General features: G+C 61.5%; 14 protein-coding genes. 7 read left to right on the forward strand and 7 right to left on the reverse strand.

Annotated elements, in window-relative coordinates; genetic code table 11:
- Positions 1-41: 41 nt before the first annotated feature.
- The 4 genes from ABEH27_RS21220 to ABEH27_RS21235 form a co-directional block, all read right to left on the reverse strand.
- The gene (locus ABEH27_RS21220; RefSeq protein ID WP_346615443.1) at positions 42-770 is read right to left on the reverse strand and encodes a hypothetical protein; all 729 of its coding nucleotides are present in this window, start codon (positions 768-770) and stop codon (positions 42-44) included.
- Positions 763-1,704, reverse strand: coding sequence for a hypothetical protein (locus tag ABEH27_RS21225; RefSeq protein WP_346615444.1), 942 nt, complete (start codon positions 1,702-1,704; stop codon positions 763-765). The genes ABEH27_RS21220 and ABEH27_RS21225 overlap by 8 nt, the downstream gene beginning before the upstream one ends.
- Positions 1,705-2,042: 338 nt before the next feature.
- Positions 2,043-4,550, reverse strand: coding sequence for an FtsX-like permease family protein (locus tag ABEH27_RS21230; protein WP_346615445.1), 2,508 nt, complete (start codon positions 4,548-4,550; stop codon positions 2,043-2,045).
- Entirely contained in the window at positions 4,550-5,233 is a 684-nt protein-coding gene (locus ABEH27_RS21235) for an ABC transporter ATP-binding protein (RefSeq protein WP_346615446.1), read from the reverse strand. The genes ABEH27_RS21230 and ABEH27_RS21235 overlap by 1 nt, the downstream gene beginning before the upstream one ends.
- Positions 5,234-5,243: 10 nt before the next feature.
- On the opposite strand from ABEH27_RS21235, the gene ABEH27_RS21240 reads away from it, so the two are divergent.
- The 3 genes from ABEH27_RS21240 (at position 5,244) to ABEH27_RS21250 (ending at position 7,299) form a co-directional block, all read left to right on the forward strand.
- Positions 5,244-5,849: an arylesterase gene (locus tag ABEH27_RS21240; RefSeq protein WP_346615447.1), complete on the forward strand. Its 606-nt coding sequence runs from the start codon at positions 5,244-5,246 to the stop codon at positions 5,847-5,849.
- Positions 5,850-5,907: 58 nt separating this feature from the next.
- Positions 5,908-6,189: a hypothetical protein gene (locus ABEH27_RS21245; protein ID WP_346615448.1), complete on the forward strand. Its 282-nt coding sequence runs from the start codon at positions 5,908-5,910 to the stop codon at positions 6,187-6,189.
- A 132-nt stretch (positions 6,190-6,321) separates the two neighbouring features.
- A complete protein-coding gene (locus ABEH27_RS21250; RefSeq protein WP_346615449.1) occupies positions 6,322-7,299 on the forward strand; it encodes a L,D-transpeptidase family protein in 978 nt (325 codons plus the stop codon).
- A gap of 138 nt (positions 7,300-7,437) precedes the next feature.
- Here ABEH27_RS21250 and oprI read toward each other — a convergent pair whose 3' ends face one another.
- Entirely contained in the window at positions 7,438-7,689 is a 252-nt protein-coding gene (oprI, locus tag ABEH27_RS21255; protein ID WP_003259780.1) for an outer membrane lipoprotei OprI, read from the reverse strand.
- 507 nt (positions 7,690-8,196) lie between these two features.
- On the opposite strand from oprI, the gene ABEH27_RS21260 reads away from it, so the two are divergent.
- Positions 8,197-8,478, forward strand: coding sequence for a GNAT family N-acetyltransferase (locus ABEH27_RS21260; RefSeq protein ID WP_346615450.1), 282 nt, complete (start codon positions 8,197-8,199; stop codon positions 8,476-8,478).
- Between the two features lie 75 nt (positions 8,479-8,553).
- Here ABEH27_RS21260 and ABEH27_RS21265 read toward each other — a convergent pair whose 3' ends face one another.
- Positions 8,554-9,630: a 3-deoxy-7-phosphoheptulonate synthase gene (locus ABEH27_RS21265; RefSeq protein WP_346615451.1), complete on the reverse strand. Its 1,077-nt coding sequence runs from the start codon at positions 9,628-9,630 to the stop codon at positions 8,554-8,556.
- A 234-nt stretch (positions 9,631-9,864) separates the two neighbouring features.
- Between ABEH27_RS21265 and ABEH27_RS21270 the strand changes: the two genes are divergently transcribed.
- From ABEH27_RS21270 to cysB, 3 genes are all read left to right on the forward strand, one after another.
- Complete coding sequence (locus tag ABEH27_RS21270) at positions 9,865-10,812, forward strand: putative 2-dehydropantoate 2-reductase (protein ID WP_346615452.1); 948 nt, start codon at positions 9,865-9,867, stop codon at positions 10,810-10,812.
- Positions 10,813-10,917: 105 nt separating this feature from the next.
- Positions 10,918-11,415 (forward strand): universal stress protein, encoded by a 498-nt coding sequence (locus ABEH27_RS21275; RefSeq protein WP_346615453.1) that lies wholly within the window; start codon positions 10,918-10,920, stop codon positions 11,413-11,415.
- 129 nt (positions 11,416-11,544) lie between these two features.
- Complete coding sequence (gene cysB, locus ABEH27_RS21280) at positions 11,545-12,519, forward strand: HTH-type transcriptional regulator CysB (RefSeq protein WP_027593928.1); 975 nt, start codon at positions 11,545-11,547, stop codon at positions 12,517-12,519.
- 54 nt (positions 12,520-12,573) lie between these two features.
- Here the strand turns inward: cysB and ABEH27_RS21285 are convergent, their stop codons facing one another.
- Positions 12,574-13,308 carry a phosphoadenylyl-sulfate reductase gene (locus ABEH27_RS21285; RefSeq protein WP_346615454.1) on the reverse strand — a complete coding sequence of 245 codons (735 nt, stop codon included), beginning with the start codon at positions 13,306-13,308 and terminating at the stop codon, positions 12,574-12,576.
- Between the last annotated feature and the right edge of the window lie 31 nt (positions 13,309-13,339).

The following is a 13,339-nucleotide window of genomic DNA, read 5'->3' on the forward strand; positions in this document are numbered from 1 at the left end:
GTCGCCAGCGTGAGTAGTCTGAATTGAGTCAACATCGAAAATCAGGTGCTGGGTGATCCGCCCCAGGATGCAATCCACTTGACTAACCTACTCATCCACCAATGACTGCGAGCTTTACGAATTTCGTCAATTTGCATAAATGTGTACGGGGTGGGCATGCTTTTTTCTTGATTGCGGAGAGTGCGGAGGCCCCTGATTATATGGCGCAAGTAAAATAATAGAGTAAGGGAGCAAGCCAGTAGCCCGAATAGCGCGACCATTCCCGATGTAAGAATTCCGACCGTTTTAGTAAAAACACTTGCCGCCAAGGTCGTCGCGCCAGCCACTAGGAGCGGGCTATATGCGGTCGACGGATTTTGCTTTTTTTGCGGACGCGGTCGGACCTTGATTCCATCATATTCGAAGGGGTGAAATGACGGTTTTCCGTTAGCCAAGACCACGTATGTCAATATTGTGATGACCATAGGGACAATACCTATCATGAAGGCAGCAGTGCTCGCTTCACCCAAGATTCTGGCAGCAGCATAATAAGCTAAATTGCACGACAATAAAGAAAATACCCCGGCCGTAGTGACCACAAGCGACATCACATATACAGTGAATTTTTCACAAATATAAATTAGGTGTATCGTCCATCCGAGCGCAGCTAGTGAAATTAAGAAGAAGGCAGGCCAGAACAGTTTTAGATTTGAAGGTCCAAAGGCCAGAAAAAAAATAAAAGTTCCAAATAAAATCCAGCTGACTTTTTTGATGTTGGTTGCGTCAATCATTGTGGTTCTCTATGTTTAGGGCATTCCCGATCTTTTTGTCGAGTCCAGTTTCAATGAACAACGCCTGCACGCCCAGCCCTGCTAAGAACCCAACTGCCACGACTACTAGCAACGGTGCTGCTGGAACCGCCAGTAGAGTTGTCGCGGTTGCCAGGGCGTAACCCGCGCCCACGCCAGCAGCAAAGGACGCAATATTGGTAGGTTGGCTATAAACAGACTTATTGTAGAACTCTGTGGCCGTTGTTGAGCTCGAATAATCAAGATAACCCTGCGGTACTACAGCCAGTGCAAAGCCAACAGGGTTGCTCCCCATAACCTTCAGGGTGCCGGTAGCACCATTCGCATGCAATTGAGCGCGTGTATTGAGTGCGGCTCTGGTATCTCCCACGGGTATATGGGCAGCGGATGGCCCTACAGCACTGAGAATCTTGTAGTGTTTCGCAACGGCTGTCACAGGCACTTCGAAAAATAGCTGCCCCTCCTTGGCGATGATTTTGATGCTGCCTTTGAAGGTTTTTCTAGCGGACTGTGCGCCGGGCTCGCCCCTACTATCAGCCCACGCGTGAAGCTTTGCTTTCTGCTCTGAAGTCAAATCTAGAAGATCTGTCACCTTTCTGCTCTGGGCTGCGGCCATGATGCCGCCTGCGGCAGTAGAGAGGGTGCCAGGAAAATTGCCGCCGGAGAACATTAGTGAGCCGATTCCCGGGATTTTTTCGGCGGCCTGTTGCAAGGTTTGCAACGCCTCAACCGATACATTGGTAGCGGACTGCAATTTTTTTAGAAGCCTGCGGAGCAGCAGCGCAGCACTCTTGAACTCATCGGTAGTCATTTGTTCATCACGCGATGAAAGCTGATGAACCAGATAAACGGCGGCGGTGTAGTCATCTGTTGCATACAAGCCGGCGAAGCGCCCTGGTTGCATGTAAAAATCCATGGCCGATTCGCCTGCAAATCCCTGCTGTCCGCTTCCCAGCAGGCCGGGTTCCCTCCGTTCGCACGTTAGGCTGCCGGAAGTGGGAGGCAATAAAAAGCGACTCATTCTTGCTCCCTCACTGGTTGCTCGGCCGGTTCAGTCGCCAGATATAGTGGAAAACTCGTAAGAGTCAGCTGCGTAGAGATGTCCATAATCTTCATGACTCCTTGACTGTGACTACGGATGCTACCCCGGCTGGGTGGCATTTCGCAGTGCGGTGCGCAAAATTAATGCTGAGGGCGGAGTCTCCGTCGGCGTCATCGCATGTTCTGTTTTTTTCAAAGGTATCAAACGAAATGCTAACCCTCCCGCAGCACCGCCAACGGGCTGGCATTCAGCGCCCGCCGCGTCCCCAGCACCCCAGCCGCGCCCACCAGCAGTGCACCCGCCAGGGGCAGCACCAGCAGCCATGGGTGCGGGCTCCATTGCAGGGCGAATGCGTAGCGGTACAACACCAGGGTGATCAGCTCGCAACCCAGTGCCGCCAGTGCACCACTGGCCGCCCCCAGCAACCCGAACTCGATACGCCGCGCCTTCACCAGCAGCGGCCGCGCCGCCCCCAGTGCGCGCAGCAGGGCGCCTTGGCGGATGCGCTCGTCCAGTGTTGCCTGCAAGCCCGCGAACAATACCGCCAGCCCCGCCGCCAGGACGAACAGCAGCACGTATTCGACCGCCAGGGTGACTTGGGCAAGGATGCTGCGCAACTGCTCCAGCAAGGCATCGACCTGCAGAATGGTCACTGCCGGGAACGCCCGCGACAGCGCGACGACGTCAAGGTCATGACCCGGCGCCAGGTAGAAGCTGGTCAGGTAGGTGGTGGGCAAGCCCTGCAAGGTGCCGGGCTGGAAGATCATGTAGAAGTTTGGCTGGAAGCTGTCCCAGTGCACGCTGCGCAAGCTGCTGACCCGGGCCTGGCGTTGCTCGCCACCAATGTCGAAGGTCAACAGATCGCCCAGTTGCACTTTCAGGCTAGCGGCAAGTTCCGCCTCCACTGAAACACCGGGCACTTCATCAGCGGAGGGCAGTGCCTGCCACCAGCTGCCCGCCGTCAGGGCATTGCCTGTCGGCAGGTCGGCAGCCCAGGTCAGGCTGAGGTCGCGCTGCACCGCGCGCTCGCCGGCGGAGTCTTTGCTGACGATCTGCTGGACGGGTTGCTCGTTGATCTGCACAAGCCGGCCAGGTGTCACCGGGTACAACGGTGCCGAGGCCGCATTGACGTCACGCAGGCGCTGGGCGAAAGGCTCGCGGTCGTCGGGCAGAATATTCAGGGCGAAATGGTTGGGCGCATCCTTGGGTAGCTGTGCCTGCCAGGTGTCCAGCAGCTCTGCGCGGAGCAACGCGACCAGTGCCATCGCCAGCAGGATCAGGCCAAACGCCAGTGCCTGGCCAGCGGCCGCCAGGGGGTGGCGCAGCAGCTGGCCCAGGCCCAGGCGCCAAGTCAGTGGGGCGCCGGCCAGCAGTCTACGCAGGCTGCGCAGGCCAAGCAGCAACAGGCCGCCCAGTACCAGCGCGGCAATCAGCCCGCCACCGAGCAGGGCGAAGGTCAGCAGCAGGTCGAGGCTGAGGCGCCACATGATCAGCCCCAGCGCGAAAAGGGCGGCGCCATACACCAGCCAACTGCTGGTCGGCACCGGCAGCAGGTCACGGCGCAGTACGCGCAGCGGCGGCACCTGGCCGAGGGCGGCGAGCGGGGGGAGGGCGAAGCCGGCCAGGGCGACCAGGCCAGTGGCGATGCCGGCCAGTGCGGGCGCGACCCCACCCGGTGGCACCACGCTCGGCAGCAGCCCGTGTAGCAGGCGGAACAAGCCCAGTTGCGCCAACCAGCCGAGCAGGGCACCCGCCAGTGCGGCTACCAGCCCGAGCATCGCCAGTTGCAGGCAGTAGAGCCCCAGCGCCTGGTGGCGGGAAAGCCCAAGGCAGCGCAGCAGGGCGCTGGCGTCGAGGCGGCGCGTCGCATACCGGCTGGCCGACATGGCCACGGCGACGCCCGCCAGCAGCACCGCCACCAGGCTGGCCATGTTCAGGTAGCGTTCGGCCTTGCCCAGGGCACCGCCTATCTGGCGGTTGCCATCGCGGGTGTCGAGCAGGCGCTGGTTGGCTGCCAGGTTCTTTTTCAGCCCTTCGCGGTAGTGCGCCAAGGCTTGCGCATCGCCGCGCCACAGGTCGCGATAGCTGACCCGGCTACCCGGCTGAATGACCCCCGTGGCCTGCAAATCGGCCAGGTTCATCATCACCCGCGGGGTCAGGCTGTAGAAGTTGTTGGCGCGGTCTGGCTCGTAGGTCAGCACGCGGCTCATGCGCAGGTTTTTCATGCCGACGTCGATGCTGTCGCCAATGTTCAGCCCGAGGGCCGCCAGCAGGCGCGGCTCGATCCACACCTCGCCCGGGGCCGGGCCGCCGCCCGGTGTTTCCTCGGCATAGGGTGCGGCGGCGCTGCGGACCTGCCCGCGCAAGGGGTAGGCGCCATCGGCGGCCTTGATGCTCGACAGCTGAATGCCGCTGTCGCCACCGACCACGCTGGTGAACTCCACGACCTGGGCGTGGCGCAGCCCCAGCGCCTTGCCGGCGTTGACCTGGTCGTCACGCGCCGGGGCGCTGCCTTGCAATACCAGGTCGGCGCCGAGGAACTCGCTGGCGCGCAACTGCATGGCGCCGTTCAGGCGGGCACCGAAATAACCGATGGCGGTGCTGGCCGCTACGGCCACCAGCAGGGCGAAGAACAGCACGCGTACTTCGCTGGCGCGGATATCGCGCAGCAGCTGGCGCAAGGCCAGGCCGCACAGGCGAGACAACGGCATGTGTGTCATCAGGCCTCCACCGGCGCCACCAGGTGCCCGGCCTCCAGGCGGATCAGGCGTCGGCAGCGCCTGGCCAGGCGTTCGTCATGGGTCACCAGGACCAGCGTGGTGCCGCGTTCCTTGTTCAGTTCGAACAACAGGTCGCTGATGCGCTCACCGGTGTGGCTGTCGAGGTTGCCGGTGGGTTCGTCGGCAAACAGCACCGCAGGGTGGGCGGCGAAGGCGCGGGCGATCGCCACCCGTTGCTGCTCGCCGCCGGACAGCTGGCGGGGCGTGTGGGTCAGGCGCTTGCCCAGGCCAACACGCTCGAGCAGGGTGCGCGCCTGTTCGCGGGCATCGCGGCGGCCATCCAGTTCCAGCGGCAGCATTACGTTTTCCAGCGCGTCGAGGCTGTCGAGCAACTGGAACGACTGGAACACGAAACCGACGTGTTCGGCGCGCACGCGGGCGCGCTGGTCCTCATCCAGCGGGCCCAGGTCATGCCCGGCGAGGGTCACCTGCCCGGCGCTTGGGCGGTCGAGGCCGGCGAGCAGCCCCAGCAGGGTCGACTTGCCCGAGCCTGAAGCGCCGACGATGGCCAGGCTGTCGCCTTGGGCAAGGTCGAGGGAGAGCGCGTGCAGGATGGTCAGGTCACCTTCCGCACTGGGGACCACTTTGCTAAGGTTCTGCGCAACGAGAATGCTGGGGCCCATGGAGAATCCAATGCGAGTGTGGTGGTTGAGTGCCGGTCTGGCCCTGTATTGCCTGGCCCAGAGCGCGGCGGCGGGAACACTGCTGATTGTCGGCGATAGTATCAGCGCCGGTTTTGGCCTGGATACCCGCCAAGGATGGGTCTCTTTGTTGCAGACCCGGCTCAAGGACGAAGGTTTCGACGACCAGGTGGTTAATGCGTCGATCAGCGGCGACACCAGTGCAGGCGGCCAGGCGCGGCTGCCGGCGCTGCTTGCAGCGCACAAGCCAAGCCTCGTGATACTGGAGCTGGGCGGCAACGATGGCCTGCGGGGGCAGCCGCCAGAGCAATTGCAACAAAATCTTGCTTCGATGATCGAGCGCTCGCGCACATCGGGTGCCAAGGTGGTGCTGTTGGGGATGCGCCTGCCACCCAATTACGGGGTGCGCTACACCACGGCCTTTGCCAAGGTGTATGAACAGCTGGCGGCGGAAAAGCAGGTGCCGTTGGTGCCGTTTTTCCTCGAGGGCGTAGGGGGTGTGCCCGAGCTGATGCAGGCCGACGGCATCCACCCGGCGCAAGGAGCGCAGCAGCGGTTGCTGGAAAATGCCTGGCCGGCGATAAAACCCTTGCTGTGACGCTTTAAACGGGGCCGGCTTTCGGATAATGTTGCGCCCCCCGTTTCGAGAGCCCCCAATGCCGCGCCCTGCCTGGTCCTTGTATGCCTACCAACTGATCGAGCCCGATGAGCAGCTCGACCTGTTCGCTTGCCAGGAAATCCGCGTCCATCTGGCCGCCCGCCAACTCGAGTTGGGAGTGCCGGTCGACCGTACCCTGTGCGGCGGGCTGCTGCCGGCACAACCGCGCTGGTCTGGCGTGCAGCGCTCGATCTACCGGGATGGCCGCCTGTGCGACCTGTGCCGGGCGATCCTCGACGCCCAGCGGCGCGGCATGCGCCCGGTCTGGCCAGAGCTCTGAAAGGGCCATTCGCGCAGGAACTCCTCGCGCCTTTCATCATCTGAAACGCTTGAAGGCCGCCAATGCCTCCCGCTTGGCTCGGGGCGGGTGTACAATCGATCCTCTTGTCCCACCTTTCGAAGGATTTACCGGATGTTGCCGCGCTTTCCCGCCGTCACCCGTTGCCTGACCCTGGCCAGCCTGCTGGTAGCTGGCCCCGCCGTTGCACTGGAGCTGCCGCTGCCGCCGCCCGGTGAAGACGTCGTCGGCCAGGTGCAGGTGATCAAGGCCAAGTACGAGGACACCTTCGCCGACATCGGCACCGCCAACGACCTCGGCTATCTGGAAATGATCGCCGCCAACCCGGGTGTCGACCCCTGGCTGCCGGGCGCCGGTACCGAGATCATCCTGCCGACCCGTTACGTGCTGCCGCCCGGGCCGCGTGAAGGGGTGGTCATCAACCTTGCCGAATACCGTCTGTACTACTTCCCGAAAGGGCAGAACGTAGTCCACACCTACCCATTGGGCATCGGCCGTGAAGGTTGGGGCTCGCCCATCGCCAACACCAAGATCACCGCCAAGACCCCGAACCCGACCTGGACCCCGCCAGCCTCGATCCGTGCCGAGCACGCCGCCGACGGTGACATCCTGCCCACTGTGGTGCCAGCAGGCCCGGACAACCCGCTGGGGCCGTTCAAGTTCACCCTGGGTGTGCCCGGTTACCTGATCCACGGTTCCAACAAGAAGTTCGGCATCGGCATGCGCACTAGCCATGGTTGCTTCCGCATGCTCAACAACAATGTGCTTGAACTGTCGAAGATGGTCCCGGTGGGGACGCCGGTGCGTATCATCAACGAGCCCTACAAGTTCGGCATCAGTGGCGGCAAGGTATATCTCGAGGCGCACACACCGCTTGATGACCAAGGCAACCCGTCGGTGGTGGACAAGCACACTGCGGTCATCAATGCCCTGCTCAAGCGTGAAGACCTGGCAAACAACCTGCGCATGAACTGGGACATGGTGCGCGATGTGGTCGCCGCCGAAGATGGCATGCCGGTTGAAATTGCCGTGCCGGTCGATAACCAGGGTGCAGCACCGATGGTGTCGAGCATCCCGCCAGAGTTGCAGTAAGCCTTAAGCGACGCATCCGGAGCCTGCGCCAGGTTAACCCTTGGCGCAGGCTTTTTCATGTGCGCCATATGCTTTTGTTACGGCAATAAAAAAGCCGACCCACAAGTGGATCGGCTTCTTAACAATCCGTGAGGATTATTACTTGCGGCTGGCTTTGTCCAGCATACGCAGAGCGCGCTCGTTGGCTTCGTCAGCGGTCTGCTGAGCCTTCTGAGCGGCTGCCAGTGCGTCGTCAGCCTTACGGTAGGCTTCGTCAGCACGAGCTTGAGCGCGAGCTGCTGCGTCTTCAGTCGCAGTCAGACGAGCTTCGGTTTCTTTGGATACGCTGCTGCAACCGGTAGCCAGAACTGCGGCCAGAGCCAGAGCAGAGAATTTCAGAACGTTGTTCATCGTGTTCCCCTTCAAGGACTTTCTATTAAATAGCCATTTCTCAGGAAAGAGAAACTGGCCGGCGTACATAGTACCCATTACTTGTAGTAAGTAAACTGACTGAGCGCAAGAACTGCAAAAAAATTGTTGCTGATGGCGTTGCCGTCACGATTTGCAGGCGTTTTCTGAAAAAACCGTGCAGGTGTCGCAAGCGTTTGTAGTACGGGAACTTTTTTGTTGAACTAAGGGTGACTTAAACGGTCCGTCAGCGTCTTAAGCCCATGAACATCCGGCTGTTGTTGCGGGGCGCGCAGGGCATGGGTTTCCCCCTGTTACTGCTACTTTTTAACAGCCGCCACCTTGAGCAATCCCGCCTGTCGCGCCTACTATTTGGTGGCCCGGTCCGGTAGAACCATTGCAAACCGCCCGCGGTCCAAGGGGCATGAGGTGGCGTAGAGGTTCCTTCGCCGGATAAAACCACTATCGGTTAAGGTAAGGGTCAGCCGAAATGACCTGCGAGGAGTAGTGATGACTGAAGCGCTGACCATCCACCATGACCAGGCCGGTCATCAGTTCGAGACCAACGTGGACGGTCATCGTGCCTACCTGACGTACATGGACCTGGGCAAGCAGACGCTGGATATCTATCGCACCTTCGTACCCAACGCCCTGCGCGGCCGTGGTATTGCTGCAGCGCTGACCGAAAAGGCCCTGGAGTACGCCGACCAGATGGGTTACACGGTGATCCCTTCGTGCTCTTATGTAGAGCGTTACATAGAGCGCCAGCAGCGCCACTCGAGCAAGGCTTGAGCGCTGCAGCACAAGCCGCACATCTATAAACGCCGGGGCCGCAAAGCGGCCCCGGCGTTTTGGTTAGAGCGAAGCTCAGGCGCGCTGGCGCTTGGGCAGTACACCCTTGAGCTTGGCGTGCATGCTGCGCAGGGTCTTCTCGGTGGCGGCCCAGTCGATGCAGGCGTCGGTAACCGATACACCGTATTGCAGTTCTTCCAGGTTTTTCGGGATCGATTGGCAACCCCAGTTCAGGTGGCTTTCGACCATCAGGCCGATAATCGACTGGTTGCCTTCGAGGATCTGGTTGGCGACGTTCTCCATGACCAGCGGCTGCAGGGCTGGGTCCTTGTTGGAGTTGGCGTGGCTGCAGTCGACCATGATGTTGGCCTTGATCTTGGCCTTGGCCAGGTCCTGTTCGCACAGGGCGACGCTGACCGAGTCGTAGTTTGGTTTGCCGTTGCCACCGCGCAGCACCACATGGCCGTAAGGGTTGCCCTTGGTGGTGACGATGGATACGCCGCCTTCCTGGTTGATACCGAGGAAACGATGCGGCTTGGACACCGATTGCAGTGCGTTGATGGCCACGGTCAGGCCGCCATCGGTGCCGTTCTTGAAGCCGACCGCCGAGGACAGGCCCGAGGCCATTTCACGGTGGGTCTGGGACTCGGTGGTGCGGGCGCCAATCGCCGACCAGCTGATCAGGTCCTGCAGGTACTGCGGGGAGATCGGGTCGAGCGCTTCGGTGGCAGTCGGCAGGCCTTTTTCGGCCAGGTCCAGCAGCAGCTGGCGGCCAATGTGCAGGCCATCCTGGATCTTGAACGAGTCATCCAGGTACGGGTCGTTGATCAAGCCTTTCCAGCCGACCGTGGTGCGCGGCTTCTCGAAATACACGCGCATCACCAGATACAGCGTGTCGGAAACTTCCTCGGCCAGCACCTTCAGGCGATCGGCATACTCGTGCGCGGCCTTGATGTCGTGGATGGAGCACGGGCCGACTACGACGAACAGGCGATGGTCCTTGCCGTCGAGGATATTGCGCACCACTTCGCGGCCGGCAGTCACGGTCTGCAGGGCTTTGGCGCTGAGGGGGATTTCCTTCTTGAGCTGATCGGGGGTGATCAAGGTCTCGTTGGAGGCAACGTTAAGGTCGTCGATCGGTAAATCAGCCATCGTGTTACTCGTCAGGTCACGGTGCCGGCCGCCAGCAATCCCCGTGCGGCCCAGCAGCAAGAATGTTCGCAGCGGGGAGCCGAACCTTAGCGCGTTACAGGTGGCGCGACAATGGTCTATGCCGCGGCCGTACAGGGTTTTTCCCTGCTGCAACAGCCCTGTGCTGCCATTAGGGTGCGCTAAACGCCCAAAAAGGTGTAAAAAAGCGCACCAATATCTAATCAGGAGTTCCCCATGAGCCCTCGCAAACCTCGCATCGGCATTATTGGCAGTGGTGCCATCGGAGGCTTCTATGGGCTGATGTTGGCGCGCGCCGGTTTCGATGTGCACTTTCTGTTGCGAAGCGAATACGCCGTGGTTCGCGAGCAAGGCCTGAAGCTGGAAAGCGCGCTGCATGGGGATGTGCAACTGGCGGTGCAGGCCTATGCCAGTGCCGCCGACATGCCGCCGTGCGATTGGCTGCTGGTGGGCGCCAAGGCCACCAGCAATGCCGAGCTTGCACCGCTGATTGCAAAGGCGGCCGCAGCTGATGCCAAGGTGGTGCTGCTGCAGAACGGGCTGGGGGTGGAAGAGCAGTTGCGGCCGGCCTTGCCGGGCAGCCTGCACCTGCTGGGCGGCCTGTGCTTTATCTGCGTCAACCGCCTGAGCCCGGGTGTGATCCGCCATCAGGCGCTGGGGGCGGTCAACCTGGGGTATCACAGTGGGCCGGCCGAGGATGGCGGTGCTGCGATTGTCGAGGAAGGGGCCGCGCTGCTGCGTGCCGCCGGTGTCGACTCGCAGGCCATGGACAACCTTGGCCAGGCCCGCTGGCAGAAGCTGGTGTGGAACGTGCCCTACAATGGCCTGTCGGTGTTGTTGGGTGCCAGCACCACGCCGTTGATGGCTGACAGCGACACGCGCGAACTCATTCAGGCGTTGATGGCTGAGGTGGTACAGGGTGCTGCAGCCTGTGGCCATGCACTGCCCGCGGGCTATGCCGACCACCTGTTCCGTGTCACCGAGCAGATGCCTGACTACTGGCCGAGCATGTACCACGATCACGCCGGGCAACGCCCTCTGGAACTGCAGGCCATTTATGCCGAGCCGTTGGCCCGGGCACGCGCGGCGGGTTGCAGCCTGCCGCGCATGCAGATGCTTTACCAGGCGCTGGCCTTTATCGACCGCGCCAATCGCGCTGGCTGAACCCTCCTGCAGCCCGCGGCAGCAGTGCGCCAGACGGCCAGGCGAGGCTGCGGCGCGCTGCTAAGCTGTAGCTTGCTCTGCCGCAACGGCAGTCGAGGAGGTCGAATGATCCGCTCCATGCTGTACGCCACCGACCTCGGTGTCTATGCCCCTTTCGTGATGCAACATGCCCTGGCCTTGGCCCGCACCTTTGGCGCGGAGCTGTACGTGATTCACGCGGTGGAACCGATGGGCCAGTTCGCCGAATCCCTCCTGCAGAGCTACCTCGACGAACAGACGCTGGATGAACTGCACAGCGAGGGCGTCAATACCGTGATGGCCAACATCGAGCAGCGGGTGTTGGAGAACTTTCGCGAGGAATTGGGCGAGGACGCGGATCTTGCAGTGATCAAGGCGGTACGGGTGCGTCAGGGTGACCCCGCGCAGGTGATCCTCGAGCAGGCGCAGCGGTTGAGTGTCGACCTGCTGATCTTCGGCAGCCACAGTGCTGGCGCCGGGGTGGATGTGCCGATTGGCCGCACGGCGGTGCGTTTGCTGCAGTTGTCACCGGTGCCGGTGTACATGGTGCCGCTCTCGCAGCATCTCGGCCGTAGGAAAACGTGAAGCTGGCAGTAGGCTATTTCGGCGCGGCGTGTAACAAAATAGTTCTAGTTTTATTTCGTTAACCACTAATATAGTTATATCTCGTCGCTGCCTGCTGCCGCTGACTTACCGCTGATTCGAGGGAAACCTATGAAGCTTCAACAACTGCGCTACATCTGGGAAGTGGCGCACCACGACCTCAACGTCTCCGCGACGGCGCAGAGTCTGTATACCTCTCAGCCGGGGATCAGCAAGCAGATCCGCCTGCTCGAGGATGAATTGGGTGTTGAAGTCTTTGCCCGCAGCGGCAAACACCTGACGCGCGTGACGCCGGCGGGTGAGCGCATCATCAATACCGCTGGCGAAATCCTGCGCAAGGTCGAGAGCATCAAGCAGATCGCCCAGGAGTTCTCCAACGAGAAGAAGGGCACGCTGTCCATTGCCACCACTCACACCCAGGCGCGCTACGCACTGCCGCCGGTGATCAGCAGCTTCATCAAGCAGTACCCGGAAGTGGCCCTGCACATGCACCAGGGCTCGCCCATGCAGATCGCCGAAATGGCCGCTGACGGCACCGTCGATTTCGCCATCGCCACCGAGGCGCTGGAGCTGTTCGGCGACTTGATCATGATGCCCTGCTACAAGTGGAACCGCTGCGTGGTGGTGCCGCAGGGCCACCCGCTGACCAAGCTGCCGAAGCTCACCCTGGAGGCGGTTGCCGAATACCCGATCGTCACCTACGTGTTCGGTTTTACCGGCCGCTCCAAACTGGACGAAGCGTTCAACCATCGCGGCCTGACGCCGAAAGTGGTATTCACTGCCGCCGACGCCGACGTGATCAAGACTTACGTGCGCCTTGGCCTGGGCGTGGGCATCGTGGCCAAGATGGCGGTCGATACCAAGCTCGACAGTGACCTGGTCGCCCTGGACGCCAGCGAGCTGTTCGAAGCCAGTATCACCAAGATCGGCTTCCGTCGCGGCACCTTCCTGCGCGGCTTCATGTGCGATTTCATCGAGAAGTTCGCCCCGCACCTGACCCGTGAAGTGATGGCCAAGGCCATCCAGTGCCACAACAAGCAGGAACTCGAAGAGCTGTTCGAAGGCGTCGAGTTGCCGGTGCACTGAGTACGGGCCGCATGAAAAAACCGGCCCAAGGGCCGGTTTTTGTTTGCCTGCGAATCAGGCCTTGCTGATCAGGTTGCCGGCGTGCAGGCCGCATTCCTTCTGGGTCGCCTCTTCCCACCACCAGCGGCCCTCGCGCTCGTGCTGGTTTGGCAATACCGGGCGTGTGCACGGTTCGCAGCCGATGCTGATGAAGCCGCGTTCGTGCAGGCTGTTGTACGGCAGCTCGAGCATGCGGATGTAGCCCCAGACTTCCGCGCTGGTCATCTGCGCCAGTGGGTTGAATTTGTACAGGGTGTGATCGGGTGTGGAGAATGCGCTGTCGATTTCCAGCGCCGCGACCTGGCTGCGGGTACCCGGGCTCTGGTCGCGGCGCTGGCCGGTGGCCCAGGCGCTGACGGTGGCGAGTTTGCGCCGCAGTGGCTCGATCTTGCGGATGCCGCAGCATTCGCCGTGGCCGTCCTTGTAGAAGCTGAACAGGCCTTTTTCCTTGACGAACGGGTCGAGCTTGGCGCGGTCAGGGCTGAGGATTTCGATCGGCAGGTTGTATTGCTCGCGCACCTGGTCGATGAAACGGTAGGTCTCGGGGTGCAGGCGGCCGGTGTCGAGGCTGAATACCTTGACCTGCTTGTTCAGCTTCCAGGCCATGTCGACCAGCACCACGTCCTCGGCGCCACTGAACGAGATCCATAGATCGTCGCCGAAATGTTCGAAGGCGAGCTTGAGGATGTCCTGGGGGGACTTGCTGGCGTAGGTCGCGGCCAGGGCGGCGACGTCGAAGGGTTGGCTCATCAGGCGGTTTCCATCTAGGCTGTGGCGCTGT

The organism is Pseudomonas sp. P39-UII1 (assembly GCF_039672635.1).
GTDB lineage: Bacteria > Pseudomonadota > Gammaproteobacteria > Pseudomonadales > Pseudomonadaceae > Aquipseudomonas.

Coding starts and splice junctions, on each gene's coding strand:
- ABEH27_RS21220 (WP_346615443.1), bottom strand. CDS start 770: ATGATTGACGCAACCAACATCAAAAAAGTCAGCTGGATTTTATTTGGA.
- ABEH27_RS21225 (WP_346615444.1), bottom strand. CDS start 1,704: ATGGATTTTTACATGCAACCAGGGCGCTTCGCCGGCTTGTATGCAACA.
- ABEH27_RS21230 (WP_346615445.1), bottom strand. CDS start 4,550: ATGACACACATGCCGTTGTCTCGCCTGTGCGGCCTGGCCTTGCGCCAG.
- ABEH27_RS21235 (WP_346615446.1), bottom strand. CDS start 5,233: ATGGGCCCCAGCATTCTCGTTGCGCAGAACCTTAGCAAAGTGGTCCCC.
- ABEH27_RS21240 (WP_346615447.1), top strand. CDS start 5,244: ATGCGAGTGTGGTGGTTGAGTGCCGGTCTGGCCCTGTATTGCCTGGCC.
- ABEH27_RS21245 (WP_346615448.1), top strand. CDS start 5,908: ATGCCGCGCCCTGCCTGGTCCTTGTATGCCTACCAACTGATCGAGCCC.
- ABEH27_RS21250 (WP_346615449.1), top strand. CDS start 6,322: ATGTTGCCGCGCTTTCCCGCCGTCACCCGTTGCCTGACCCTGGCCAGC.
- oprI (WP_003259780.1), bottom strand. CDS start 7,689: ATGAACAACGTTCTGAAATTCTCTGCTCTGGCTCTGGCCGCAGTTCTG.
- ABEH27_RS21260 (WP_346615450.1), top strand. CDS start 8,197: ATGACTGAAGCGCTGACCATCCACCATGACCAGGCCGGTCATCAGTTC.
- ABEH27_RS21265 (WP_346615451.1), bottom strand. CDS start 9,630: ATGGCTGATTTACCGATCGACGACCTTAACGTTGCCTCCAACGAGACC.
- ABEH27_RS21270 (WP_346615452.1), top strand. CDS start 9,865: ATGAGCCCTCGCAAACCTCGCATCGGCATTATTGGCAGTGGTGCCATC.
- ABEH27_RS21275 (WP_346615453.1), top strand. CDS start 10,918: ATGATCCGCTCCATGCTGTACGCCACCGACCTCGGTGTCTATGCCCCT.
- cysB (WP_027593928.1), top strand. CDS start 11,545: ATGAAGCTTCAACAACTGCGCTACATCTGGGAAGTGGCGCACCACGAC.
- ABEH27_RS21285 (WP_346615454.1), bottom strand. CDS start 13,308: ATGAGCCAACCCTTCGACGTCGCCGCCCTGGCCGCGACCTACGCCAGC.